We start from the raw sequence: 26,247 nt of genomic DNA, 5'->3' as shown, positions 1-26,247 counted from the left end.
AGATTTTACTTGCAATTTTAAGGGATCAAGTTAAGTTTAGGGTGTATTGTTTGACCAGCCCATGCTTGAATTTATGAAAACCTTGAAAATTGCTACACGACAAAGCCCACTTGCTCTTTGGCAGGCAGAACATATTCGTGCCCGTTTACAGGAGCTTCATCCTGATTTAACAGTGGAATTAGTTAAATTTGTCACGCAGGGCGATAAAATTTTAGATACACCTTTAGCAAAAATTGGGGGTAAAGGGCTGTTTGTTAAAGAGTTAGAAGCAGCACTTTTAGATGGGCGTGCAGACTTAGCTGTACATTCAATGAAAGATGTACCAATGGCTTTGCCGGAAGGTTTAACTTTGGCAGTGATTTGTGAGCGAGAAGATCCATTCGATGCTTTCGTTTCAAATCAATTTGAAAAATTTGCTGACTTGCCGCAAGGTGCAAAAGTTGGCACTTCAAGTTTACGTCGTAAATCTCAAATTTTAAAACAACGCCCAGATCTACAAATTATTGACTTACGTGGAAATGTGGGGACACGTTTAGCAAAGCTGGATGAAGGTCAATACGATGCGATTATTCTAGCCAGTGCCGGTTTAAAGCGTTTAGGGTTGTCAGAACGTATCCGTCATTGTTTAACACCAGATATTAGTTTGCCTGCGGTGGGTCAAGGTGCATTGGGTTTAGAATGCCGTGCAGCTGACCAAGATGTACTAGCTTTAATTCAACCGCTATTACACGAAGAAACAGATATTTGTGTACGTGCTGAGCGTGCTTTTAATGCTTACCTTGAAGGCGGTTGTCAGGTCCCAATTGCAGGTTATGCCACACTACAAAATGGAAAAATCCATATTGAAGGTCGTGTAGGAAGTGCTGATGGGCAAACATTATTGCGTGCTGAGCTTACAGACGAAGCCAATAACGCTCAGCAATTGGGTGAAAACCTTGCTCGAAACTTACTTGATCAAGGCGCTGGCGAGTTATTGAAGGCTCTCTATTAAACTATGTTGTTTATTAATACTCGACCTGATTCGCGTGCAGTTGAATTAACAGAAGCTCTGCAAAATAAGGGATATCAGGTTGAGTCTTTACCTCTTTTAGAACTCGTTGCCAAACCCTTTTCGGAACAGTTACTTCGGCTTTACCAACAATTAGTTAAAGCACAAGCGATTGTTGTGGTCAGCCCAACTGCTGTTGAGGTGGGCATGAAGTATTTAGAAAAAAGCGGTCTAAAGCTCAGTGATTTAAAACATATTCAGTGGATTGCGGTAGGACAGGCAACAGCCAATCGTCTAAATGAATATGGAATAGAAGCACATATTCCCGATGTCGAAACTTCTGAAGGGATGCTCAATCTGCCTATTCTGCATAATATGCAACAGACGGGGAGTGTGGCTTTCTGGCGGGGAGAGGGCGGACGCCAATTTATGATGGAGACCTTGCAACAACAAGGAATTCAGATCTTAAATTTTGTTTTATATCATCGGCAGTGTCCAGAAGCTTCATATTCGACATTCAAACATCTGACACAGAATTCAAATTATAATTTAAATAAATGGCTCGTCTTAATTACCAGTGAAGCGAGCTGGAAGTATTGGTTAGAACTTTGTTCAAAAAATAATGTACAACCTGATTGTGTATATCTAGTTTTAGGACCTCGTCTTTTTCAAATTGTTAAAGAGTATCGTGATCAGCAACTGGCTCATTTTCACATTATTCAACTTGAAAATTTATCGCCTTCGGGGATGATTCATCACATTCAGGCATTATAAGGATTCATATGAGAAAACTTGTTTCTATCATCATTTTGCTGGGCATAGCTTGGTTGGCTAAGCTCAGCTACGATATGTGGCAAATTTCTCGTACTGTTCCCGAGCTTAAACAAAGCCTGCTGCAATCAGAACAGCACTATGCCAGTTTAAATGATCAATTGGTTGCTTTACAGCGGCAGTTGCAGAGCCAGCCTGTAAATACAGGAAATAAACTCAGTTCAGTGGCTCAACCAGATGATTCTCCGACAGGTATTGCGCCTACAGTTTTAATTAAACAAAAGTTGGTTTTAATTCAATTTGCAATTGATCAGCAGCAATTGATTTATGCAGTTGATCAATTAAATCAGTTACAACAATCTCTTGTGCACTATGAAATTGCCCCTGCATTACAACATAGCTTGAATCAATCACTTGAGCAGGATAAGCAGGCAGTTCAACAATTCACTTTGGCTCAAAATCAACGTCATCAACTAATCGACGACTTATTGCAGAGTATTGATAAAAATATTCAACAAGCCTTAGCTCAACCTAAACTTGAAATGGATCAATCCGAGACTGTGTCTTGGTGGAAAAAATGGTTCCGTATAGAAAAAGTAGAAACCCCTTCTATTAATTTAATGAATCGAAGTGTCGTGCTCAAAGAAGTGCAATTAAGATTGTTAATTGCCGAACAGGCACTTAATCAAGGGAAAATGACTGAGTATCAAAATGAGTTGCAATCTGTGATGCAAAAGTTAGATGAGATGCCTGATGCAGCAAGTCAGCAGTTAAAAAAACGTATTGCTAAAGTGGCGCATTTATCTGTTGTGCCGGTTCCGAAACTCTCTACACTTGGGCTCATTGGCTCATAAGGAGGATATATGAAACACCTCCTGTGGGTTTATTTCGTCATCAGCTTAATACTTTTCGCAGCCTTAGCTTTATTGAGTTACGGTTATGGAATGGGATACGTCTATATTTACTGGCGACAATTGCAGTTGCAAACAAATGTCTGGGGGTTAACCCTTACTTTTGTGGTAATGAGCTTTATTGCTCAACTTATATGGCTGTGGGTTAAGCGTTATTCATCTCGTGAGCAAAGAAAAAGTGAAAACATCTTTCAGTTTAAAAACCTTCATCCCTATGAACAATTAGGTATTGTCTGGTTATTAGAGGCTGCCGAAGATCAACGAGTATTTATTGAGCGTGTTTTTACTCAATCAGGGCTTTTAAAAAATATTATTGATGCCAATTTTCTGGTTTTAAATGGTGACTATCCAAAAGCCTTGGCTGCTCTAGATCAATCACCACCTATGGCATTTGAATTGGCTGAGTTACAGCGAATTGAAATCTTTTTAGCCGAAAATGAAGCCGACCGCGCATTAACTCATCTTGAATTCTTATATCAACATCAATTATCGCCTTGGCTTGAAGAAATAGAAACTGCCTACCAGCAAAAATTAACTGCGTTATGGGGGCAATTAGCGCTGCAACATCCATGGGTATATTTACGATCCATGAAATATGGCTTATTAGATGCAGAGCATCGTGATTTATGGCTGCAACAACTTCTTCAGCAATTCGATCAAGCTTCTGTTGATGACTTACATGCCTTACAGCAACGTTATTTAGATTTAGAGTCTGAAATTCAAACTCGACCTTATAGCAGTAAGTTGTTATGGCTAAAACTATTAGCGCGTATGCCTGATATGAGCATGCAACATGCAGATTTAACCCTTCACTTGTTAAAAGAGCAGTTTGATCCAGAAGTATTTTATTTATGGTTTCAGCAACAGTTACTTAAACAGGTTCCTGACTATACTGATGTCGAAGAAAAAATCATTCAGTTCGAAAATCAATATATGAATTTGCCTGTTTTAACCTTTGCAAAATGGCATGTCTATATGGCAACTGGACGTCAAGCAGAAGCTGAAACATTATTATCATTATATCCAGATAATATTTTAATGAGCTATTTACGTATTAAGTCTACGCTTAAAGAAGATGAAGTGTTAATCAAACAGTTAAATCTAATCTTTGAAAATGATGCAAATTTTTTAAAGTTTAAAATATGAGGTAAAAATGAAAGAACTGTCTGTCTACCCAATAATATATGAACAGAAAGTCGCATGGGGAGATATGGATGCTTTTGGTCATGTCAATAATGTACAATATTATCGATATATTGAAAGCTCACGTATTTTATATATGGAAGCAATAAATATATTAACCCCTCAAATATATCCCGTTGTAGCTTCAAGTCAGTGTAAATATTTAAGACCTGTTTTTTATCCCGATGTATTGAAAGTAGGGGTTCGCGTGGAAGAGATTCGTAATAGCGCATTCCGTATGGCTTATATATTGTGGAGTGAAACCCAACAACAAATCGTGGCGACTGCTGAGGCTGTTCTGGTATGTATGGATAAATTAACAGAACGAAAATGTGAAATACCTCAGGAGATAAAACAAAAAATGATTGAACTAGAAAAATCAGTAGGACATGACTTAATACATTTATCTTAAATAAATATTAATAAAATATATTTCATTTATAATTGATAATGTAATTAAAAGGTAATTTTTTTAGTTATTCTGATGAACACGGCTTTCAAACTATTGCTTATTGAATAGATTATAAATAATATTGGTCTTGATTTTATGTTTTTAAATTTTGTCTGTATTATTTTGAATTGTCTGTAAGACTGGAGTATTTATTAATGAAGCCGGATATCAGTGAATTATCTGTTGAAGAGTTAAAACGCTTACAAGAAGAAGCAGAAGCTTTAATTGCAAGTAAAAAAGATCAAGCAATCGAAGATGCTTATAATCAAATTATCGAGATTGCTGAAAATGTAGGTTTCAGTGTTGAACAACTTCTTGAGTTTGGTGCTCAAAAACGTAAGAAAACAACTCGTAAATCTGTTGAGCCTCGTTACCGTAACAAAAACAATGCTGAAGAGACTTGGACTGGTCGCGGTAAACAACCACGCTGGTTAGTTGCTGAAATTGAAAAAGGCGCAAAACTAGAAGATTTCTTAATCTAATCGTAGTGCCGATTTAAAAAGCCAAGCAAATTTGCTTGGCTTTTTTATTTATAAAAATATCTCAAAATTTTGCTGTAAATATTATTTTAAAATGAGTGCTTAAATTCTTCTTTAAATGAATTGTTGAGATCAAATGTGCATTTAGTTCATTGAGTGTCAAGTTTTCATGATTTTGTCATACGTTCAACTTATAGTCTTAATATCGAAGCCAAGCCTGATTGCTTGGTTTTTTTATATGAAGTGAATTGGCGATGTTGAAAAAGTATGCATAATGTCAGACTAGGGAGCTACTCTCAAAATAAGGACGATAATTTGCATGTTGGTAAGGCTGAATGAAGAAAAAGTCTAAGCAATGGAAGTGGTGGTTTTTTGCCCTCATTGCATTTTTAATTTTTATTATTTTACAGATCCCAGCGACGTGGCTTATTTCTAAATTTTCAAAGAATAATCAAACTCTACACAATGTAAGCGGAAATATCTGGCAAGGCCAAGCAGATTGGCGGCGTGGTACGTTGAGAGGCTCGATTCATTGGAAAACTAGACCTCTAGACCTATTTTTATTACGGTTCGCTGCTGACGTAGATATCCATAGTGGAAATACCCAATTATCTGGGGTAATGGGTTATGGTGTGGGGAAAAAAGTAATTGTAAAGACTATGAATGGTCAGGTTGCGCCTGAAACATTAAAACAAATTGTAAATTGGCAATGGCCTACGAACAGTATTCAGCTTAAAGATATTGAGTTTAATTATAAAAAAGAGCAGGGGTTCGCCGCAGTTGATGGCCAATTGCATTGGGGTGGTGGTGCTTTAATTTATAATATTGGTGATCGTCAGGACCGTATGAATATGCCTTCTTTGAATGGGCAATTAACGGATCAAAATGGACAGTTGCAAGTTGATATACGTGATCAACGCAGTCAAAAAATGGCGAATCTTTTATTAGATGCCAACATGATGCTTGATGTGCAACTCACACAAAGATTATTACTTAATATCCCATCTTATGATGGAAAAGCTGGTTTAGATACGTTTGTCATTAGTTCTCGTCAACCCTTAATACAAGGGGGGAACTAATGAAAGTATGGATTGAGAAATTACAACAACTACAATGGCAAAAATTAGACCGGTTAAGTGTAGTTGTATTTGCCTTTTTGATTTTATGGTTGTGTTGGAAGTTAGCTTCATTATTTTGGTGGGTGATTGCTCCTCCTCAAATGATGCAGTTTGATAGAGTGGAGTTGGGGTCACAGCAACCGCAAATTCCTAACATTAGTACTTTTTCGCTTTTTAATGAACCTTCAGCCAATGCAGCTCAGGAAAATGTCAACCTAGAATTGCAAGGTGTGATGCTCGGTTATCCGAACCGTTTTTCCTCGGCTGTTATTAAGCTGGATAATACTGCTGACCGGTATCGGGTGGGAGAAACAATAGGCTCTACATCTTATCAGTTGGCAGAAGTTTATTGGGATCACGTGATATTGCGTCAAGGTAATGGAAGCACGCGTGAACTCCAATTTAAAGGTTTGCCAAATGGTTTGTATCAGCCTATGACACCAGATGCTTCACAACCTGCTGCTACTGCGCCTCAGCCCTCAACACCTGTTAATACGGCTCAAGAGGCATTGGGGCAAGCTATTCAGCAAATGCAAGGCAACCGTGAACAATATCTGCGTGACATGGGGGTTAGTGGGAACTCCAGTGAAGGTTTTGAAGTTACAGAACGTACACCCACTGCGCTTCGAAATAAGTTAGGTTTAAGGCCGGGTGATCGGATTGTTTCTTTAAACGGTCAAACGATTGGGCAGGGACAAACGGATGTGCAGTTACTTGAGCAGGCTCGTCGAGCTGGACAAGTGAAAATAGAAATAAAACGTGGTGATCAAGTGATGACCATACAACAAAATTTTTAGTGATAACACGTCACCATAAGAGTTAGGAATTATCGCAAGTTATGGCTTTATTGAATCATCAACGTCCACTTTGGGCATTACTTGCAGCAGCCCCATTGATTGCGACAGTGAGCAGCAGTGTCTATGCCCAAACATGGAAGATCAATTTACGTGATGCTGACTTAACTGCATTTATTAATGAAGTAGCGGACATTACGGGTAAAAACTTTGCAGTAGATCCACGAGTGCGTGGCAACGTCACAGTAATATCGAATAAGCCCCTCAATAAAAATGAAGTTTACGATCTGTTTCTTGGGGTCTTAAACGTAAATGGAGTGGTGGCAATTCCTTCAGGTAACACCATTAAATTAGTACCTGATAGCAATGTTAAGAACTCGGGAATTCCTTACGACTCCCGAAATAAATTGCGTGGGGATCAGATTGTTACCCGCGTTATTTGGCTTGAAAATACTAATCCGAACGACTTAATTCCAGCACTTCGTCCATTAATGCCACAATTTGCGCATATGGCTGCGATTGCAGGGACTAATGCGCTGATTGTTTCGGACCGTGCGGCCAATATTTATCAACTTGAAAATATTATTCGTAATCTAGATGGCACTGGACAGAATGATATTGAGGCAATAAACCTTCAATCGAGTCAAGCTGAAGAAATCATTACTCAACTTGAGGCGATGAGTGCTACGGGAGCATCTAAAGATTTTAATGGTGCACGTATCCGTATTATTGCAGACAACCGAACCAATCGTATTTTAGTAAAGGGCGATCCTGAAACGCGGAAGCGTATTCGCCACATGATCGAAATGCTGGATGTGCCTTCGGCAGACCGTTTGGGTGGCTTAAAAGTTTTTCGCTTGAAATATGCAAGTGCAAAAAACTTATCTGAGATTTTACAAGGTCTTGTGACAGGGCAGGCTGTTTCTTCATCAAATAGTAATAACAGTTCCTCTAATACATCGAATCCGATCAATAATTTGATGGGTAATAACCAGAATTCCAGTTCAAATACCTCTGGTTCAAATAGTAGCTCAATTTCTACGCCATCTATTAATCTAAATGGTAATTCAAATAATAGTAATCAAAACAGTATCTCTAGCTTTAGCCAAAATGGTGTGAGCATTATTGCGGATAATGCCCAAAACTCGTTAGTGGTTAAGGCAGACCCTCAATTAATGCGTGAAATTGAATCTGCTATTCAGCAGCTCGATGTTCGCCGTCAGCAAGTCCTGATTGAAGCTGCGATTATTGAAGTATCAGGAGATGATGCAGATCAACTTGGTATTCAATGGGCGCTAGGTGACTTATCTAGCGGGATTGGTTTACTTAGCTTTAGTAATGTAGGTGCTAGTTTATCCTCTATTGCTGCTGGTTATTTATCGGGTGGTTCAGCTGGGGCTGCGTCTGCTATCGCTGGTGGTGCTAATAAAGGTAATGGGGCAACTTTGGCGCTGGGTAATTTTGAGAATTCCCGTAAGGCTTATGGTGCATTAATTCAAGCGCTTAAAACGAATACCAAATCAAATTTACTTTCGACGCCATCCATTGTGACTATGGATAATGAAGAAGCGTATATTGTTGTCGGCCAGAACGTTCCCTTTGTAACGGGATCGGTTACTACCAATAGTACAGGTATTAATCCCTATACAACTGTTGAGCGAAAAGATGTGGGTGTGACATTAAAAGTTGTTCCACATATCGGTGAAGGCGGTACAGTTCGTCTGGAAGTAGAACAAGAAGTCTCTGCTGTTCAAGACAGTCGTGGACAAGCAGCTGACTTGGTGACAAGTAAACGTGCTATTAAAACTGCTGTTTTGGCTGAACATGGCCAGACAGTAGTGCTTGGTGGTTTGGTGTCAGATGATACGTCACTTTCAAGACAAGGCATACCTGGGTTGAGCAGTATCCCCTATGTGGGGCGATTGTTCCGATCAGATAATAGAAGCAATGTAAAACGTAACCTTCTTGTTTTTATCCACCCAACAATTGTGGGTGATGCAAATGATGTGCGTCGCTTATCTCAGCAGCGCTATAGTCAACTTTATAGCTTGCAATTAGCTATGGATAAAAATGGTAATTTTGCAAAACTGCCTGAACAGGTTGAGGATGTCTATAATCAGAAAATGACACCACCTAGTATTGCTTCTCAACCGAAAAACTATCAACAGGTCCCGTCGGGTGGGAAAACTTCGACAGTAACCACACCTGTAACAGTAGAGCCAGCGGTTCAAAAGCAAACCTTGCAGTTGCCTGACCCTGAAATTAATCGTACTAAAAATACAGTAACAACAACGACACTGCGCCCAAGCACAGCACAGTAGTAGCATGTTATGATTAATAAAAAATGAATGGGACATACGTATGACTTGGAAACTACAAGCAATTACTGGTGAAATTACAGGCCAAGAAATTAGTGTTGATCGTGATATGTTGGTAGGGCGTCATCAAGATGCTGATGTGTTGTTACAAGCTGCTGAAATTTCACGTCGCCACGCGGCATTGCTTTTAAAAGATCAGGCGCTATGGGTGCAAGACCTTAATTCATCGAATGGCACATTTGTAAACGATATTCGTATTGAGCAAGAAAAGCAGCTACATGATGGTGATATTGTTCAGTTCGCTAGTTTTAAATTTTCTGTACTAGCACCTGCACAGACAATCACGGAATTGCCTGAAATTGAAGCCGAGCCTGTAAATACAACATCATCTCCAGATTTAAGCGATCAAGGAATGCCAAGCCTTGCAGAGCGCGCTGCAGAAGTCGAAGTTCGTCGCGATGGTATGCCGCAGAATATTTCTATACCAAAACCTGCACCTATTCCAGAAGGTGTGGATGTCAATGCACAACAGCAAACGCCTATTGCTTTTGATGAGCCAGTTTCTCGTGTTGCAGAAGAAAAAGAGCAACAGAAGAATGCATCCGTTGGTTTAATCACAATTATTATTTTAGTAATTTTAGCTGTATTAGCATGGTTGTTCTTTAAATAATCCATTGCTGCTTTTACAATCAAGGCATGCTAAACGCATGCCTTTTTAATTTTGAGTAGAAAAAGATGTCTGTTGCACAACTAAGTAAGCGTGATTTAATTTTATTTGATCTAGATGGAACGTTAGTTGATTCTGCTGCTGATTTGTATCGGGCGATGAATTTAAGTTTAGAGGTACTAAGTTGGCCAAAGGTAACAGAAGCCCAAATACGAGAATGGGTAGGCAAAGGAGCTTCAAAACTCTGTGAAAGCGTTCTAATTCATATTTTTGGAAAATTAGATCCTGAACAACATAAAGTTTTATTACAGAAGTTTATTGATATATATAGTGTAGAGCTTTGTGTAAATACTCAAATTTACCCTGGGGTAACCGAGTTTTTAAAACATTGTAAAACTTTAAATATACAAATGGCTTGCGTTACCAATAAGCCTGTACAACTTGCCCAAGGGTTGCTTGATGCTTTGGAGCTCTCTCCATATTTCCAAGTCGTACTTGGTGGGGATAGCTTACCTGAGAGAAAGCCTCATCCATTGCCATTATTACATTGTATGCAAAGCCTAAAAATATCTGCTTCGCAATCATTAATGATTGGTGATTCAAGTAATGATATTGAGGCTGCGCGTCGCGCGGGAATTGATTGTATTGTAGTTAGCTATGGCTATAATCATGGAGAAAATATCTATGATTGCCAACCTCAGCAAGTTGTTGATAGTTTGGCTGAGTTAATTATCTAATGAATGAAATGGAGATCAGCATGAATAAGCGTATGGTTTTTCGATGGCGTGTCTAAATCGAATCTAGAAAAACACCCTTTTAAATCGAAACCATATTAGAGAAGAATTCATGACTACATTAGCGCAATTTGAACAACTTAAGGCTTCAGGCTACAACACGATTCCAGTCTATCGCCAACGCTTAGCAGACACAGAAACTCCTTTATCTGTTTTTGCTCGTTTTAAAGACCAGACACAGGCTTATTTATTTGAGTCCGTCGAAGGCGGTGAAAATTGGGCGCGCTATTCTATGATTGGATTAGGCGAGTCGACGGTGTTCTCATGTAATGCTGGTATTCTATCTATACAGCACGCTGATGGCTCAATCACACAACAAGATTGCCAAGATCCATTTCAATATATTCGTGAATTCCAGAAGCAGTTTAAAGTGCCTTCTGCTGAACTGTTGCCAAACTTACCGAGCTTTACGGGCGGATTAGTGGGGTATTTGGGCTATGATGCGGTTCGCTACATAGAACCACGTTTAAAAAATGTCCCAGCGGCTGATCCAATTACATTGCCAGATTTATGGTTGATGCTATCGAAGACGGTTGTTGTCTTTGACAATCTTAAAGATACTTTATTCTTAATTGTTCATGCCGACACTACCCAGCCAAATGCCTATGAAGATGCTCAAGAAAAGTTAGATCAGTTAGAGCAATTGTTGGCTACACCAGTAAGTTTGCAAGCTAAGCCACATACACCTCCACATTTTGAATCAATTACCGGTAAAGAAAAATTCCTTGAGACCATAGAAAAGGTTAAAGAATACATCCGTGCGGGTGATGTGATGCAGGTTGTGCCAGGCCAGCGTATGGTTTCTGATTTTGATGGTGAAGCTTTACAGGTCTATCGTGCTTTGCGTCATTTAAATCCTTCTCCTTATTTATTTTTGGTACAAGGACAAACCATTACAGATAAAAAGCCATTTCATATTGTAGGGTCATCACCAGAAATTCTTTCTCGCCTTGAAAATGGTATTGCGACAGTACGTCCGCTTGCAGGTACCAGACCTCGTGGAAAAACTAAAGAAGAAGATATTGCTTTAGAAAAAGACTTACTTTCTGATGAAAAAGAAATCGCAGAGCATTTAATGCTGATTGACCTTGGTCGAAATGATGTCGGGCGAGTGTCCAAAATTGGAAAGGTCCAAGTGACTGATCAAATGGTGATTGAGCGCTATTCGCATGTCATGCACATTGTTTCAAATGTACAAGGTGAAGTTCGTGATGATATTGATGCGCTAGATGTATTTAAGGCGACTTTCCCTGCGGGTACTTTGTCAGGTGCACCAAAAATTCGTGCAATGGAAATTATTGATGAAGTTGAGCCTGTAAAAAGAGGTGTCTTTGGTGGGGCAGTAGGATATTTAGGTTGGCACGGTGAAATGGATATGTCGATTGCAATCCGTACTTGTGTTATCCGAGATAAAAAGGTCTATGTACAGGCTGGAGCGGGTCTGGTTGCGGACTCAAATCCTGAATCTGAATGGAATGAAACCCAAATAAAAGCTCGCGCAGTGATCAAAGCGGTTGAATTATCATCAAACGGATTGATTTTATGAGTTTTTAGCGGTTTTTTTAAAAAAACTGCTTGCATCGTTTGGAAGTTTTGCTAAACTGCACACCGTTCCGATACGAAACGTACGAAACACTAAGAAGAGCCGGCATAGCTCAGTTGGTAGAGCAACTGACTTGTAATCAGTAGGTCCACAGTTCGAATCCGTGTGCCGGCACCATCTTAAAGGTGTGTAGTTGTGAAGTAAAGAACAACACTGAAATAAGTGTGATATGGTGAGATTCCCGAGCGGTCAAAGGGGGCGGACTGTAACTCCGCTACGAAAGTTTCGAAGGTTCGAATCCTTCTCTCACCACCATTAACTTCGATTGAAGTGGTATATATACCAACACAGTGCGGGAGTAGCTCAGTTGGTAGAGCGGCAGCCTTCCAAGCTGCATGTCGCGAGTTCGATCCTCGTCTCCCGCTCCATCGAAGGATAATCGCTCTTATAGCTCAGTGGTAGAGCACTCCCTTGGTAAGGGAGAGGTCTCGAGTTCAAATCTCGATAAGAGCTCCAGATACAGTTTAGTAGATTTTCTACAAAGATTTAAAAAGCAGGCTTATTAGTCTGCTTTTCAAGTATTGGGTGTTTGATTTTTTTGGCGATATGTCGATGCTGGGTTTTTGCTCAGAATTGTGTTCGACGTAAACGAGGACTATAAACATGGCTAAGGCTAAGTTTGAACGTAATAAGCCACACGTAAACGTGGGCACAATCGGTCACGTTGACCATGGTAAAACAACTTTAACTGCTGCGATTGCAACTATTTGTGCAAAAACTTACGGCGGTGAAGCGAAAGATTACTCACAAATCGACTCAGCACCTGAAGAAAAAGCACGTGGTATTACAATTAATACTTCACACGTAGAATACGATTCTCCAATTCGTCACTACGCGCACGTTGACTGCCCGGGCCACGCCGATTACGTTAAAAACATGATTACTGGTGCTGCTCAGATGGACGGCGCGATCCTTGTGTGTGCTGCGACTGACGGTCCAATGCCACAAACTCGTGAACACATCCTTCTTTCTCGTCAGGTTGGTGTACCTTACATCATCGTATTCTTGAACAAGTGTGACCTTGTTGATGATGAAGAATTACTTGAATTAGTAGAAATGGAAGTTCGTGAACTTCTTTCTACTTATGACTTCCCAGGTGATGACACTCCAGTTATCCGTGGTTCTGCGCTTAAAGCGTTGGAAGGCGATGCTGGTCAATATGGCGAGCCTTCAGTTCTTGCTCTTGTTGAAGCGCTTGACTCTTACATCCCAGAACCAGAACGTGCTATCGACAAAGCATTCTTAATGCCAATCGAAGACGTATTCTCAATTTCTGGTCGTGGTACTGTAGTAACAGGCCGTGTAGAAGCTGGTATCGTTAAAGTTGGTGAAGAAGTAGAGATCGTTGGTATTAAAGATACAGTTAAAACAACTGTAACTGGCGTAGAAATGTTCCGTAAACTTCTTGACGAAGGCCGTGCAGGTGAGAACTGTGGTATCTTACTTCGTGGTACTAAGCGTGAAGACGTACAACGTGGTCAAGTACTTGCTAAACCAGGTACAATCAAGCCGCACACTAAATTTGACGCAGAAGTATACGTACTTTCTAAAGAAGAAGGTGGTCGTCACACTCCATTCTTAAATGGTTACCGTCCACAGTTCTACTTCCGTACAACTGACGTAACTGGTGCAATCCAATTACAAGACGGCGTTGAAATGGTTATGCCAGGTGACAACGTTGAAATGTCAGTAGAATTAATCCACCCAATCGCAATGGACCCAGGTCTACGTTTTGCGATCCGTGAAGGTGGTCGTACTGTAGGTGCTGGTGTTGTTGCGAAAGTAACTGCATAAGCATATTATAGTGACGGATTACGTCTCAGGTTGAGGGCTTTGGCTCTCAACTTGCATTATAGGTCAGTAGTTCAATTGGTAGAGCGTCGGTCTCCAAAACCGAATGTTGGGGGTTCGAGTCCCTCCTGACCTGCCATATTTTGAAATAAAAAGCTTGATGCTGGCTTAGTTGTTCATATAATAAGTCGCGAGTTCTACGACGAGTACAAAAATGTCGAATGATAAATCGCGTGACGCATTGAGCGACGCGCCAATTCCTCAAAGAAATAATTCTGCTGAAGTTGTTCGTTCTGGTTCGCCTCTAGACATTGTTCTATGGGTGATTGCAATAGCATTGTTGCTTTTAGCTACCATGGTGAATCAGCACTTACCAGCGTATTGGGCGCCTGCAAATAATGTTTGGGTGCGCGTTGGGGCAATTTTTGCTTGTATCGTTGTGGCTTTAGGTTTATTATACGCCACCCATCAAGGTAAAGGCTTCGTTCGTTTGCTAAAAGATGCACGAGTCGAATTGCGTCGAGTAACTTGGCCAACAAAACAAGAAACAGTCACTACTTCGTGGCAGGTTCTATTGGTTGTAGTTGTGGCATCACTGGTTTTATGGTGCTTTGACTATGGTTTGGGTTGGTTAATTAAGTTGATTATCGGGTAAAAGAGCTATGAAACGTTGGTACATTATTCATGCCTACTCTGGCTATGAAAAACAAGTGTTGCGTTCACTTACAGAACGAATCCAGCGTAGCGCTGTTGCTGATAGCTTTGGTGATGTCCTTGTTCCTACCGAAGAAGTGGTAGAAATGAAGGATGGTAAGAAACGTAAATCTGAGCGTAAATTCTTTCCTGGCTATGTGTTAGTCGAAATGGAAATGAATGATGATACTTGGCATATTGTTAAAGAATGTCCAAAGGTTCTAGGTTTTATCGGTGGTACACCTGAAAAACCAGCACCAATCACTCAGCGTGAAGCAGATGCGATTCTTGCGCGTGTACGTAATACTGGTGAAGCACCACGTCCTAAAACGATGTTTGAGCCAGGTGAAGAATTACTTGTTATTGACGGTCCATTCACAGACTTTAAAGGTGTGGTGGAAGAAGTTCAATACGATAAGTCACGTTTAACGTTGACGATTAATGTATTTAATCGACCAACTCAGGTTGAACTCGAATTTCGCCAAGTCGAAAAAACGATTTAATCTTAATTGGTTGAAAAGCGCCCGATTTTATCGGGCATTGTTGTTGTAACAGTAGTGTTGCGTAAAGATTGGGGAGCCTAGCGGCGTTTGTACCCAGAGGTATTTTAAAATGGCTAAGAAGATTGACGGCTATATCAAGCTGCAAGTTCCAGCTGGTAAAGCAAATCCATCTCCACCAATTGGTCCTGCGTTAGGTCAACGTGGTGTAAACATCATGGCATTCTGTAAAGAATTCAATGCTGCTACACAAAAAGTTGAACCAGGTCTTCCAATTCCTGTAGTGATTACTGTGTACAACGACAAGTCGTTCACATTCATCATGAAAACTCCTCCAGCTTCTATTCTTCTTAAGAAAGCTGCTGGTATTCAAAAGGGTTCATCTGTACCAAACAAAACTAAAGTTGGTAAGTTGACTCGTGCTCAGTTAGAAGAAATTGCGACTACTAAAGAGCCAGATTTAACTGGTGCTGATTTAGACGCACGTGTTCGTACCATCGCTGGTTCTGCACGTTCTATGGGCTTGGAAGTGGAGCTATAAGACATGGCAAAGTTAACTAAACGTCAAAAAGCCATTGCTGCTGCTGTTGAAGCAAACAAAGTTTACACTTTGGAAGAAGCGGTACAAGTTCTTAACAGCCTACCTGCTGCAAAGTTCAAAGAATCTTTGGACGTAGCTGTAAACTTGGGTGTAGATCCACGTAAATCTGATCAGGTTGTTCGTGGCGCAACTACATTACCTGCAGGTACTGGTAAAACTGTACGTGTAGCTGTATTTGCTCAAGGCGCTCAAGCAGAAGCTGCTAAAGAAGCTGGTGCTGATGTTGTAGGTTTTGATGACCTTGCTGAAAGCATCCAAGGTGGAAACCTTGACTTTGATGTTGTAATCGCTGCTCCTGACGCTATGCGTGTTGTTGGTAAGCTCGGTACAATTCTTGGTCCACGTGGTTTAATGCCAAACCCTAAAGTTGGTACTGTAACTCCTGATGTAGCGAATGCTGTTAAAAACGCTAAATCTGGTCAGGCTCGTTACCGTGTAGACAAAGCGGGTATTATCCATGCTGCGATCGGTCAATTAGGCTTTGATGCTGCTGCTATCCGCCAAAACGTTGAAACCTTAGTTGCTGACTTGAAAAAGTTAAAACCTGCAACTTCTAAAGGTGTATACATCAAAAAGATCACTTTGAGCTCAACTATGGGTCCTGGTCTTACTGTTGATGTAAACAACGTTTCTAACTAAGTTTAGACTTAGTAAAGAATTTTAAAGTCCTGATAGAGGACAGAGCCTAAATAGAAATATTTTTTATTAGGTTGGGGGAGGCTAAAGCCTTATCCCTTACTCATCAGGCGGACTTTGAATTGATAAATGAGAATTTATCAGCGTCAAAGACCTCAGGCGAAAAGATGTTGTTTTCGAATAGCACTTTTCTTAATAAAACAGCCTGCGTAGACGCGGTGGTGTGATTTGTTCCTCCTCCGCGTGTAAGTCGAAAGGCTTACGAATTGGGAGTGTGCCCAGTGGGTACATAAATCACCTTAGGAGGTTTTACAATGGCTCTTCTTATTGAAGACAAAAAACAGATCGTTGCGGAAGTAAGTGAAGTTGCTTCTAAGGCGTTTGCAGCCGTTGTTGCTGACTACCAAGGCTTAAGCGTAGAGCAATTAACAACACTTCGTGTTGAAGCTCGTAAGTTAGGTGTTTCTACACGTATTGTACGTAACACTTTGGCTAAACGCGCACTTCAAGATACTCAATTCAATATCTTGAACGACAACCTTGTTGGTCCAACAATTCTAGGTTTTTCAACTTCTGAAGATGACATGGGTGCAGCTGCACGTTTGTTCGAAGAATTTGCTAAAACTAACAAAGCATTTGAGTTAAAAGCTGCTGCATTTGACGGCAAAGTTTATCAAGGTGCTGACGTTAGCGTAATTGCAAACCTTCCGAACCAAGAGAAAGCTCTTACTATGCTTGCCTCTGTCCTTCAAGCTCCTATTTCGAAATTGGGTCGCCTTATTACAGCGCTCAAAGAGAAAAACGAGTCAGAAGCTGCTTAATCAATTTTACACACCATTCAATATCCATTTGGAGTTATTCTCATGGCTTTAACTAACGAAGAAATCTTAAACGCAGTTGCTGAAAAAACTGTTCTTGAACTTGTTGAATTAATTTCTGCTTTCGAAGAGAAGTTCAACGTTTCAGCTGCAGCTGTTGCTGTTGCTGCTCCAGCTGGTGGCGCTGCTGCTGCTGCTGAAGAACAATCTGAATTCAACGTTGAGTTGACTTCTTTCGGTGCTAACAAAGTAGCTGTAATTAAAGCAGTTCGTGAAGCAACTGGCCTTGGTCTTAAAGAAGCTAAAGACCTAGTTGAAGGTGCTCCTCAAGTTCTTAAAGAAGGCGTTTCTAAAGAAGAAGGCGAAGAACTTAAGAAGAAACTTGAAGAAGCTGGTGCTACAGTTACACTTAAGTAATTGTAAAAGGAGTCGGTTTTTAAATCGGCTCCATAAAATGGCTGATGGCTCTTGGGTCATCAGCCTTTTTGCGTTACAATAATCGGCTCGATTTTTGTAAGTTTTGTTTGATTTTTGAGAAAATCAAAATAAAACAAGAAATTTCAAATGTTTACCAATATTTTTCTTTTTTAAAAATATTGTTAAGCGTTTTTATACCACTAAAAATTGCAGCATTTGTAAACAGTGGTGGCCATATCGGCCTGCGTAATTCCTTCTGAGCCCGTTCTGCAGGCGGGCTTAGTTTACTTTCCGAGGACTCCAGATGGCATACTCATATACCGAAAAGAAACGGATCCGTAAGAATTTTGGTAAATTGCCCCAAGTAATGGATGCACCGTACTTACTATCGATTCAGGTCGATTCGTACAGAACATTCTTGCAAGATGGCAAAACTCCAAAAAACCGCGAAGATATCGGTCTCCAAGCCGCATTTCGTTCAGTTTTTCCTATCGAAAGTTATTCTGGCAATGCTGCTTTAGAATTTGTTGAGTATAGCCTTGGTAAACCTGAGTTCGATGTACGCGAATGTATTCTTCGTGGTTCGACTTATGCGGCACCAATGCGCGTTAAAATTCGTTTGATTATTAAAGATCGCGAAACTAAATCAATTAAAGACGTACGAGAACAAGAAGTCTATATGGGTGAAATTCCACTCATGACTGAAAACGGTACATTCGTCATTAATGGTACTGAGCGTGTAATCGTATCTCAATTACATCGTTCACCAGGCGTTTTCTTTGATCACGATAAAGGTAAAACCCACTCAAGTGGTAAAGTGTTGTATTCAGCACGTATCATTCCTTACCGTGGTTCATGGTTAGACTTCGAATTTGATGCGAAAGACTTAGTTTACGTACGTATTGACCGTCGTCGTAAATTACTTGCTACTGTTGTATTACGTGCACTAGGTTATAACAACGAACAAATCTTGAATTTGTTCTATGAAAAAGTACCTGTGTATCTTGATATGGGCAGTTACCAGATTGACCTAGTCCCTGAACGTTTACGTGGGGAAATGGCGCAATTTGATATTGCTGACAATGACGGTAAAGTTATTGTTGAGCAAGGTAAACGTATTAATGCTCGTCACGTACGTCAAATGGAAGCTGCTGGTTTAACAAAACTTTCAGTTCCTGACGAATACTTATATGAGCGTATTACTGCTGAAAATATTACTTTACGTGATGGTGAAGTAATTGCTGCTAATACTTTGTTAAGCCATGAAGTTATGGTGAAACTAGCAGAAGGTGGTGTTAAACAGTTCAATATCTTGTTTACGAACGATATTGACCGTGGTTCGTTTGTTGCTGACACATTACGTGCAGATACAACAGCTGGCCGTGAAGAAGCATTAGTTGAAATTTATAAAGTAATGCGTCCAGGCGAGCCGCCAACAAAAGAAGCTGCTGAAAACTTATTCAATAACTTATTCTTCTCTTCTGAGCGTTATGACTTATCTCCAGTAGGTCGTATGAAGTTCAACCGTCGTTTGGGTCGTCCATACGAAGTTGGTACTGACCAGAAGTCACGTGAAGTAGAAGGTATTTTATCGCACGAAGATATCATTGATGTATTACGTACATTAGTTGAAATCCGTAACGGTAAAGGTGAAGTCGACGATATCGATCACTTGGGTAACCGTCGTGTACGTTCTGTTGGTGAAATGACTGAGAACCAATTCCGTGTTGGTTTGGTTCGTGTTGAACGTGCTGTTAAAGAGCGTTTAAGCCAAGCAGAAACAGATAACTTGTCTCCGCAAGATTTAATTAACGCTAAACCAGTTGCAGCTGCAATCAAAGAATTCTTTGGTTCAAGCCAGTTATCTCAGTTCATGGACCAAAACAACCCATTATCTGAGATTACGCACAAGCGTCGTGTATCAGCACTTGGGCCTGGTGGTTTAACACGTGAACGTGCGGGCTTTGAGGTACGTGACGTACATCAAACTCACTATGGTCGTGTATGTCCAATTGAAACGCCGGAAGGTCCAAACATTGGTTTGATCAACTCGCTTTCTGTGTATGCAAAAGCAAATGACTTCGGTTTCTTGGAAACGCCATACCGCAAAGTTGTAGATGGTCGAGTAACTGATGCAGTTGAATACCTATCTGCGATTGAAGAAGTAGGCACTGTTATTGCACAGGCCGATTCTGCAGTAGATAAAGATGGCAACTTAACAGAAGAGTTTGTTTCTGTTCGTCATCAAGGTGAATTCGTACGTATGCCACCAGAAAAAGTGACGCATATGGACGTTTCTGCTCAGCAGGTTGTATCTGTTGCTGCATCACTTATTCCATTCCTTGAACACGATGACGCGAACCGTGCACTTATGGGTTCAAACATGCAACGTCAGGCAGTTCCTACTCTACGTGCGGATAAACCGCTTGTAGGTACAGGTATGGAAGCGAACGTTGCACGTGACTCTGGTGTGTGTGTGATCGCAAACCGTGGTGGTGCAATTGAATACGTAGATGCTTCTCGTATCGTTATTCGTGTAAACGAAGATGAAATGATTGCTGGTGAGGCTGGTGTAGATATCTACAACCTCATTAAATATACGCGTTCTAACCAGAACACTTGTATCAACCAAAATATTATCGTGAATTTAGGCGACAAAGTTGCTCGCGGTGATATCTTGGCAGACGGTCCGTCTACTGATATGGGCGAGCTTGCGCTTGGTCAAAACATGCGCGTTGCGTTCATGACTTGGAACGGTTACAACTATGAAGACTCGATCTTATTATCTGAGCGTGTACTTCAAGAAGACCGTTTAACTTCTATTCATATTCAAGAATTATCTTGTGTAGCGCGTGATACTAAGTTAGGTGCAGAAGAAATCACTGCCGATATTCCTAACGTTGGTGAAGCTGCACTTTCTAAACTTGATGAATCAGGTATCGTTTATATCGGTGCTGAAGTTACAGCAGGCGACATTCTTGTTGGTAAAGTAACCCCTAAAGGTGAAACTCAGTTAACTCCTGAAGAAAAATTGCTTCGCGCAATCTTTGGTGAGAAAGCAGCTGATGTTAAAGATTCATCTTTACGTGTTCCATCTGGTACAAAAGGTACAGTTATCGACGTTCAAGTCTTCACTCGTGATGGCTTAGAGAAAGATGATCGTGCATTAGCTATCGAAAAAGCACAGCTTGATGCTTACCGTAAAGACTTGAAAGAAGAATACAAGATCTTTGAAGAAGCAGCTCGTGAGCGTGTAATTCGTTTGCTTAAAGGCCAGGAGTCTAATGGCGGTGGTTCAACTAAACGTGGTGACAAACTCGTTGAAGAAGTGTTATCAGGTTTAGAGCTTGTTGATTTACTTGAAATCCAACCAGCAGATGAAGCAATCGCTGAGCGTTTAACTCAAATTCAAGTGTTCTTAAAAGAAAAGAGCGCAGAAATTGATGAGAAATTCGCTGAGAAGAAACGTAAGCTTGCAACAGGTGATGAATTAACAACTGGTGTATTGAAAGTTGTTAAAGTTTACTTAGCTGTTAAACGTCGTATTCAGCCTGGTGATAAGATGGCTGGTCGTCACGGTAACAAAGGTGTTGTATCTAACATCCTACCTGTTGAAGACATGCCACACGATGCTAACGGTGTGCCGGTAGATATCGTATTGAACCCGCTGGGTGTACCATCTCGTATGAACGTGGGTCAGATTCTTGAGACTCACTTAGGGATGGCGGCTAAAGGGCTTGGTGATAAAATCGAGAAAATGTTGAAAGAACAACGTACAGTTTTAGAACTGCGTGAATTCTTAGACAAGATTTATAACAAAGTCGGTGGTGAGCAAGAAGATCTTGATAGCTTAACTGATGATGAAATCTTAGCACTTTCAGGCAACTTGCGTGCTGGTGTGCCTTTAGCTACTCCTGTATTTGATGGTGCTGAAGAAAGTCAAATTAAAGACTTACTTGAGTTAGCTGGTATTTCACGTACAGGTCAAACAGTATTGTATGATGGCCGTACAGGTGAACAGTTTGATCGTCCTGTAACTGTAGGTTACATGTACATGCTCAAATTGAACCACTTGGTTGACGACAAGATGCATGCGCGTTCAACTGGTTCTTACTCTCTTGTTACACAGCAACCGCTTGGTGGTAAAGCACAATTCGGTGGTCAGCGTTTCGGTGAGATGGAGGTCTGGGCACTTGAAGCTTACGGCGCAGCATATACTCTCCAAGAGATGTTAACTGTTAAGTCGGATGACGTTGAAGGTCGTACACGCATCTATAAGAATATTGTAGATGGTAACCATTATATGGATCCGGGTATGCCTGAATCGTTCAACGTATTGACCAAAGAGATCCGTTCTTTAGGTATCAACATTGAACTGAAAAATGGTGATTAAGTCTTAAGACTCACGATTTTTTAGGTAAAAACAATATTTGTGACCCAGTCGGGTAAGCGCTGCTTCCCGACACACGGAGAAAAAAATTGAAAGACTTGCTCGATATCATGCGTAAGAAAACGGACTCAGATGGTCATGCACCAATTGAGTTTGACCGTATCCGTATTGGTCTTGCGTCACCAGAAATGATTAAGTCATGGTCTCATGGTGAAGTTAAAAAACCTGAGACAATTAACTACCGTACTTTTAAACCAGAACGTGACGGTTTGTTCTGTGCCAAAATCTTTGGTCCAGTAAAAGATTACGAATGCTTGTGTGGTAAATACAAGCGTATGAAATACAAAGGCGTCATTTGTGAAAAATGTGGCGTTGAAGTAACTACAGCGAAAGTTCGTCGTGAACGTATGGGTCACATTGAGCTTGCTTCTCCAGTTGCACATATCTGGTTCTTAAAATCGTTACCGAGCCGTATCGGTTTATTACTTGATATGACACTACGTGATATCGAACGTGTATTGTATTTCGAATCATACGTTGTAACTGATCCTGGTATGACTCCGTTTGAAAAGTATCAACTTTTAACAGACGAAGAATACTTCAATGCACTTGAAGAGCACGGTGATGAATTCACTGCGAAAATGGGTGCAGAAGCGGTTCAGGACTTGTTGAAAGATATCGATCTTGAAGCTGAAATTGCACGTTTACGTGAAGAAATCCCTCAAACAACTTCTGAAACGAAGTTGAAAAAGGCGTCTAAGCGCTTGAAATTGATGGAAGCATTCAAAGATTCAAACAACAAGCCAGAATGGATGGTGATGAATGTACTTCCTGTACTTCCACCTGACTTACGTCCATTAGTTCCACTTGAAGGTGGTCGTTTTGCGACTTCTGACTTGAACGATTTATATCGTCGTGTCATTAACCGTAACAACCGTTTGAAGCGTCTTCTTGACCTTGCTGCTCCAGATATCATCGTACGTAACGAAAAACGTATGTTGCAAGAGTCTGTAGATGCATTGCTTGATAACGGTCGTCGTGGTCGTGCGATTACTGGTTCTAACAAACGTCCATTAAAATCTTTGGCAGATATGATCAAAGGTAAACAAGGTCGTTTCCGTCAGAACTTATTAGGTAAGCGTGTTGACTATTCTGGTCGTTCGGTAATTACTGTAGGTCCTACTTTACGTCTTCACCAATGTGGTCTTCCGAAGAAAATGGCACTTGAATTATTCAAGCCATTCATTTTCGCGAAGCTACAAGCTTCGGGTCAGGCGACTACCATTAAAGCTGCGAAGAAAATGGTTGAGCGTGAGACTCCGGAAGTTTGGGACGTTCTTGCTTCTGTAATTCGTCAACATCCAGTTATGTTGAACCGTGCGCCAACACTTCACCGTTTAGGTCTTCAAGCATTTGAACCTATTCTTATTGAAGGTAAGGCAATCCGTCTTCACCCACTCGTTTGTGCTGCGTTTAACGCCGACTTCGATGGTGACCAAATGGCGGTACACGTTCCATTGACACTTGAAGCACAGTTAGAAGCTCGTGCATTGATGATGTCAACAAACAACATCTTGTCACCAGCAAACGGTGAGCCGATCATCGTTCCTTCTCAGGACGTTGTCTTGGGTCTTTACTACATCACTCGTGATGCTGTAAATGCCAAAGGTGAAGGCATGGTGTTTGCGGATACTCACGAAGTAAACCGTGCGCTTGCTACTGGTCAGGTTGCGATCCATGCACGTGTTAAAGTACGTGTACATCAGACTGTGATCAATGAAAATGGTGAACGTGAACACGAAACTATTATTGTTGATACAACTCCTGGTCGTTGTTTGCTTTGGGAAATTGTTCCACAAGGCTTAAGCTTTGACATGATCAACCTTGAGATGACTAAAAAGAACATCTCTAAATTGATCAACTCTTGCTACCGTAAACTTGGTCTGAAAGATACAGTTATCTTTGCTGACCAGTTAATGTACTTGGGCTTCCGTCAAGCGACTCGTTCAGGTGTATCTGTAGGTATGGAAGACATGCTCATTCCACCTACTAAGCACACTATTATCGATAAAGCAGAAACAGAAGTTCGTGAAATCGAACAACAGTTCGAACAAGGTTTCGTAACTGCTGGTGAGCGTTATAACAAAGTTGTCGATATCTGGGCGCGTACAAACGACCAAGTTGCTAAAGCAATGATGGATAACTTGTCTTATACACTTGTGAAAAACAAACAAGGTGAAGACGAGAAGCAAAAATCATTCAACAGCATCTATATGATGTCTGACTCTGGTGCCCGTGGTAGTGCGGCGCAGATTCGTCAGCTTGCTGGTATGCGTGGATTGATGGCAAAACCGGATGGCTCGATTATTGAGACTCCGATTAAAGCGAACTTCCGTGAAGGTTTAACAGTACTTCAGTACTTTATTTCAACACACGGTGCGCGTAAAGGTTTGGCCGATACAGCATTGAAAACTGCGAACTCTGGTTACTTGACTCGTCGTCTTGTAGACGTAGCACAAGACTTGGTAATTACTGAACCTGACTGTGGTACAGCGGGTGGTTTAGTAATGACTCCATTCATTCAAGGTGGTGATGTCATCGAGCCATTACGTGACCGCGTTTTAGGTCGTGTAACTGCTGAAGATGTACGTCGTGCATCTGATGATGAAGTTGTATTACCTCGTGGTACGTTAATTGACGAGAAAATCGCAGCTCAGCTTGAAGAAGCTGGTGTCGATGAAGTTAAAGTACGTTCTGTAATCGCATGTGAATCAACATTCGGTGTATGTGCTCGTTGTTATGGTCGTGACCTTGCACGTGGTCACTTGGTGAACCCAGGTGAATCAGTAGGTGTAATGGCTGCACAATCAATTGGTGAGCCAGGTACACAGTTAACGATGCGTACGTTCCACGTTGGTGGTGCTGCGAGCCGAACTTCTGCTGCAAACAGTGTTCAAGTACGTAACAAAGGTACTGTACGTTTCCATAACGTGAAAACTGTACAACATGCAAAAGGCCATTTGGTTTCAGTTTCACGTTCAGGTGAAATTGGTATTGCCGATGATTTAGGTCGTGAGCGCGAGCGTTATAAACTTCCTTACGGTGCAAGCATCTTGTTGAAAGATGGTGAAGCTGTAGAAGCTGGCGGTATCGTAGCGACTTGGGATCCGCATACACATCCATTGGTAACAGAAGTTGCCGGTAAAGCGCGTTTCAGCCAAATCGCTGATGGCGTAACTGCAACATCGAAAACTGATGATGCAACTGGTATGACTACTGTTGAAATCTTGCCTGTAACAGCTCGTCCTGCTTCTGGTAAAGATTTACGTCCTGCAATCGTGTTGGATACAACAGATGGCGGCGAACAGTTCTACTTCTTGCCACAAAACACAATCGTAACTGTCCGTGATGGCGAAACGATCGGTGTGGGTGACGTTATTGGTCGTGTACCACAAGAAACATCACGTACTCGTGATATTACCGGTGGTCTTCCACGTGTAGCTGACTTGTTCGAAGCGCGTAAGCCAAAAGAACATGCGATTCTTGCTGAAGTATCAGGTGTTGTAAGCTTTGGTAAAGAAACTAAAGGTAAAAACCGTTTAGTGATTACTCCTGATGATGGTTCTGAGATTTACGAAGAGTTGATTCCAAAATGGCGTCAAATCAACGTGTTCGAGGGCGAGCATGTGAACCGTGGTGAGACTATTTCTGATGGTCCACAAAACCCACATGACATCTTGCGTTTGAAAGGTGAAGTTGCGTTAACCAACTACATCGTGAACGAAGTTCAAGACGTTTACCGTCTTCAAGGTGTAAAAATCAACGATAAGCACATTGAAGTTATCGTACGTCAAATGTTGCGTAAAGTTGATATCACTGATGGCGGTGATACAAGCTTCATTAAAGGCGAGCAAGTGGATTACATCCGCGTTGTTCAAGAGAACCAAGCTGTCTTGGCTCAGAACAAATTCCCTGCGAAGTTTGAACGTCAATTAATGGGTATTACTAAAGCATCGCTTTCTACTGACTCGTTCATCTCTGCTGCATCGTTCCAGGAAACAACTCGTGTGTTAACTGAAGCGGCTGTAACAGGTAAAGAAGATGATTTACGTGGCTTGAAAGAAAACGTTGTAGTAGGTCGCTTGATCCCAGCAGGTACTGGTCTTGCATACCACTTAGAACGTCGTCGTCAAGAAGCAGAAGCTGCGGAACATGAGCTTCATAATGACTTCAGCGAAGTAGACCAAGCATTCAGCCAAGCATTAAACTCAGAACAATTCTAAGTTTAAAATGGCAATAAAAAAGGCACCTCAGGGTGCCTTTTT

General features: G+C 41.0%; 21 protein-coding genes and 5 tRNA genes. All 26 read left to right on the top strand.

Annotated elements, in window-relative coordinates:
- Positions 1 to 73 precede the first annotated feature (73 nt).
- The 26 genes from hemC (at position 74) to rpoC (ending at position 26,205) form a co-directional block, all read left to right on the top strand.
- On the top strand, positions 74 to 991 hold the full coding sequence (gene hemC / locus F931_RS16870) for a hydroxymethylbilane synthase (RefSeq protein WP_031945557.1): 918 nt from the start codon (positions 74 to 76) through the stop codon (positions 989 to 991).
- Between the two features lie 3 nt (positions 992 to 994).
- On the top strand, positions 995 to 1,762 hold the full coding sequence (gene hemD, locus F931_RS16865) for a uroporphyrinogen-III synthase (protein ID WP_016142428.1): 768 nt from the start codon (positions 995 to 997) through the stop codon (positions 1,760 to 1,762).
- A gap of 8 nt (positions 1,763 to 1,770) precedes the next feature.
- Positions 1,771 to 2,613, top strand: coding sequence for a hypothetical protein (locus F931_RS16860; RefSeq protein WP_016142427.1), 843 nt, complete (start codon positions 1,771 to 1,773; stop codon positions 2,611 to 2,613).
- Positions 2,614 to 2,622: 9 nt separating this feature from the next.
- A complete protein-coding gene (locus tag F931_RS16855) occupies positions 2,623 to 3,816 on the top strand; it encodes a hypothetical protein (protein WP_016142426.1) in 1,194 nt (397 codons plus the stop codon).
- A gap of 7 nt (positions 3,817 to 3,823) precedes the next feature.
- Positions 3,824 to 4,264 carry an acyl-CoA thioesterase gene (locus F931_RS16850; protein WP_016142425.1) on the top strand — a complete coding sequence of 147 codons (441 nt, stop codon included), beginning with the start codon at positions 3,824 to 3,826 and terminating at the stop codon, positions 4,262 to 4,264.
- A gap of 194 nt (positions 4,265 to 4,458) precedes the next feature.
- Positions 4,459 to 4,785 (top strand): H-NS histone family protein, encoded by a 327-nt coding sequence (gene hvrA / locus F931_RS16845; RefSeq protein ID WP_000801427.1) that lies wholly within the window; start codon positions 4,459 to 4,461, stop codon positions 4,783 to 4,785.
- A 332-nt stretch (positions 4,786 to 5,117) separates the two neighbouring features.
- Positions 5,118 to 5,861, top strand: a complete 744-nt coding sequence (gspN, locus tag F931_RS16840; RefSeq protein WP_016142424.1) for a type II secretion system protein N — start codon at positions 5,118 to 5,120, stop codon at positions 5,859 to 5,861.
- Positions 5,861 to 6,697 carry a type II secretion system protein N gene (locus tag F931_RS16835; protein ID WP_016142423.1) on the top strand — a complete coding sequence of 279 codons (837 nt, stop codon included), beginning with the start codon at positions 5,861 to 5,863 and terminating at the stop codon, positions 6,695 to 6,697. Before gspN ends, F931_RS16835 begins: the two co-directional genes overlap by 1 nt.
- A gap of 41 nt (positions 6,698 to 6,738) precedes the next feature.
- The gene (gene gspD / locus F931_RS16830; protein ID WP_016142422.1) at positions 6,739 to 9,015 is read left to right on the top strand and encodes a type II secretion system secretin GspD; all 2,277 of its coding nucleotides are present in this window, start codon (positions 6,739 to 6,741) and stop codon (positions 9,013 to 9,015) included.
- A gap of 40 nt (positions 9,016 to 9,055) precedes the next feature.
- Positions 9,056 to 9,682: an FHA domain-containing protein gene (locus F931_RS16825; RefSeq protein ID WP_016142421.1), complete on the top strand. Its 627-nt coding sequence runs from the start codon at positions 9,056 to 9,058 to the stop codon at positions 9,680 to 9,682.
- A gap of 65 nt (positions 9,683 to 9,747) precedes the next feature.
- Positions 9,748 to 10,416, top strand: coding sequence for a phosphoglycolate phosphatase (gph, locus tag F931_RS16820; protein WP_016142420.1), 669 nt, complete (start codon positions 9,748 to 9,750; stop codon positions 10,414 to 10,416).
- 109 nt (positions 10,417 to 10,525) lie between these two features.
- Positions 10,526 to 12,019, top strand: a complete 1,494-nt coding sequence (gene trpE, locus F931_RS16815; protein WP_016142419.1) for an anthranilate synthase component I — start codon at positions 10,526 to 10,528, stop codon at positions 12,017 to 12,019.
- Positions 12,020 to 12,117: 98 nt separating this feature from the next.
- Positions 12,118 to 12,193, top strand: a tRNA-Thr gene (locus tag F931_RS16810).
- Between the two features lie 54 nt (positions 12,194 to 12,247).
- A tRNA-Tyr gene (locus F931_RS16805) sits at positions 12,248 to 12,331 on the top strand.
- A gap of 37 nt (positions 12,332 to 12,368) precedes the next feature.
- Positions 12,369 to 12,444: transfer RNA gene (locus tag F931_RS16800), tRNA-Gly, on the top strand.
- A gap of 13 nt (positions 12,445 to 12,457) precedes the next feature.
- Positions 12,458 to 12,532, top strand: a tRNA-Thr gene (locus tag F931_RS16795).
- A gap of 147 nt (positions 12,533 to 12,679) precedes the next feature.
- Positions 12,680 to 13,870, top strand: a complete 1,191-nt coding sequence (tuf, locus tag F931_RS16790; protein WP_016142009.1) for an elongation factor Tu — start codon at positions 12,680 to 12,682, stop codon at positions 13,868 to 13,870.
- Between the two features lie 60 nt (positions 13,871 to 13,930).
- Positions 13,931 to 14,006, top strand: a tRNA-Trp gene (locus F931_RS16785).
- 75 nt (positions 14,007 to 14,081) lie between these two features.
- Positions 14,082 to 14,522, top strand: coding sequence for a preprotein translocase subunit SecE (gene secE / locus F931_RS16780; RefSeq protein WP_002114837.1), 441 nt, complete (start codon positions 14,082 to 14,084; stop codon positions 14,520 to 14,522).
- Between the two features lie 7 nt (positions 14,523 to 14,529).
- Positions 14,530 to 15,063, top strand: coding sequence for a transcription termination/antitermination protein NusG (gene nusG / locus F931_RS16775; RefSeq protein ID WP_016142418.1), 534 nt, complete (start codon positions 14,530 to 14,532; stop codon positions 15,061 to 15,063).
- A 109-nt stretch (positions 15,064 to 15,172) separates the two neighbouring features.
- Entirely contained in the window at positions 15,173 to 15,601 is a 429-nt protein-coding gene (gene rplK, locus F931_RS16770) for a 50S ribosomal protein L11 (protein ID WP_001074682.1), read from the top strand.
- Positions 15,602 to 15,604: 3 nt separating this feature from the next.
- The gene (gene rplA / locus F931_RS16765; RefSeq protein WP_005065788.1) at positions 15,605 to 16,300 is read left to right on the top strand and encodes a 50S ribosomal protein L1; all 696 of its coding nucleotides are present in this window, start codon (positions 15,605 to 15,607) and stop codon (positions 16,298 to 16,300) included.
- Positions 16,301 to 16,611: 311 nt separating this feature from the next.
- Positions 16,612 to 17,118, top strand: a complete 507-nt coding sequence (gene rplJ / locus F931_RS16760; RefSeq protein WP_016142417.1) for a 50S ribosomal protein L10 — start codon at positions 16,612 to 16,614, stop codon at positions 17,116 to 17,118.
- Positions 17,119 to 17,160: 42 nt separating this feature from the next.
- Positions 17,161 to 17,532 (top strand): 50S ribosomal protein L7/L12, encoded by a 372-nt coding sequence (gene rplL, locus F931_RS16755; protein ID WP_001229360.1) that lies wholly within the window; start codon positions 17,161 to 17,163, stop codon positions 17,530 to 17,532.
- 304 nt (positions 17,533 to 17,836) lie between these two features.
- The gene (gene rpoB, locus F931_RS16750) at positions 17,837 to 21,925 is read left to right on the top strand and encodes a DNA-directed RNA polymerase subunit beta (RefSeq protein WP_016142416.1); all 4,089 of its coding nucleotides are present in this window, start codon (positions 17,837 to 17,839) and stop codon (positions 21,923 to 21,925) included.
- Positions 21,926 to 22,011: 86 nt separating this feature from the next.
- A complete protein-coding gene (gene rpoC / locus F931_RS16745; protein ID WP_025470394.1) occupies positions 22,012 to 26,205 on the top strand; it encodes a DNA-directed RNA polymerase subunit beta' in 4,194 nt (1,397 codons plus the stop codon).
- Positions 26,206 to 26,247 lie beyond the last annotated feature (42 nt).

Origin of the sequence: Acinetobacter pittii ANC 4050 (assembly GCF_000399685.1) — a bacterium.
In the GTDB taxonomy this organism is placed as follows: Bacteria; Pseudomonadota; Gammaproteobacteria; order Pseudomonadales; family Moraxellaceae; genus Acinetobacter; species Acinetobacter pittii_E.
This window is presented reverse-complemented; position numbering and strand designations above follow the sequence as displayed.

Coding starts and splice junctions, on each gene's coding strand:
- hvrA (WP_000801427.1), top strand. CDS start 4,459: ATGAAGCCGGATATCAGTGAATTATCTGTTGAAGAGTTAAAACGCTTA.
- F931_RS16835 (WP_016142423.1), top strand. CDS start 5,861: ATGAAAGTATGGATTGAGAAATTACAACAACTACAATGGCAAAAATTA.
- F931_RS16860 (WP_016142427.1), top strand. CDS start 1,771: ATGAGAAAACTTGTTTCTATCATCATTTTGCTGGGCATAGCTTGGTTG.
- rpoB (WP_016142416.1), top strand. CDS start 17,837: ATGGCATACTCATATACCGAAAAGAAACGGATCCGTAAGAATTTTGGT.
- gph (WP_016142420.1), top strand. CDS start 9,748: ATGTCTGTTGCACAACTAAGTAAGCGTGATTTAATTTTATTTGATCTA.
- F931_RS16850 (WP_016142425.1), top strand. CDS start 3,824: ATGAAAGAACTGTCTGTCTACCCAATAATATATGAACAGAAAGTCGCA.
- F931_RS16855 (WP_016142426.1), top strand. CDS start 2,623: ATGAAACACCTCCTGTGGGTTTATTTCGTCATCAGCTTAATACTTTTC.
- rplK (WP_001074682.1), top strand. CDS start 15,173: ATGGCTAAGAAGATTGACGGCTATATCAAGCTGCAAGTTCCAGCTGGT.
- rplA (WP_005065788.1), top strand. CDS start 15,605: ATGGCAAAGTTAACTAAACGTCAAAAAGCCATTGCTGCTGCTGTTGAA.
- rplL (WP_001229360.1), top strand. CDS start 17,161: ATGGCTTTAACTAACGAAGAAATCTTAAACGCAGTTGCTGAAAAAACT.
- trpE (WP_016142419.1), top strand. CDS start 10,526: ATGACTACATTAGCGCAATTTGAACAACTTAAGGCTTCAGGCTACAAC.
- tuf (WP_016142009.1), top strand. CDS start 12,680: ATGGCTAAGGCTAAGTTTGAACGTAATAAGCCACACGTAAACGTGGGC.
- hemC (WP_031945557.1), top strand. CDS start 74: ATGAAAACCTTGAAAATTGCTACACGACAAAGCCCACTTGCTCTTTGG.
- hemD (WP_016142428.1), top strand. CDS start 995: ATGTTGTTTATTAATACTCGACCTGATTCGCGTGCAGTTGAATTAACA.
- gspN (WP_016142424.1), top strand. CDS start 5,118: ATGAAGAAAAAGTCTAAGCAATGGAAGTGGTGGTTTTTTGCCCTCATT.
- F931_RS16825 (WP_016142421.1), top strand. CDS start 9,056: ATGACTTGGAAACTACAAGCAATTACTGGTGAAATTACAGGCCAAGAA.
- gspD (WP_016142422.1), top strand. CDS start 6,739: ATGGCTTTATTGAATCATCAACGTCCACTTTGGGCATTACTTGCAGCA.
- nusG (WP_016142418.1), top strand. CDS start 14,530: ATGAAACGTTGGTACATTATTCATGCCTACTCTGGCTATGAAAAACAA.
- secE (WP_002114837.1), top strand. CDS start 14,082: ATGTCGAATGATAAATCGCGTGACGCATTGAGCGACGCGCCAATTCCT.
- rplJ (WP_016142417.1), top strand. CDS start 16,612: ATGGCTCTTCTTATTGAAGACAAAAAACAGATCGTTGCGGAAGTAAGT.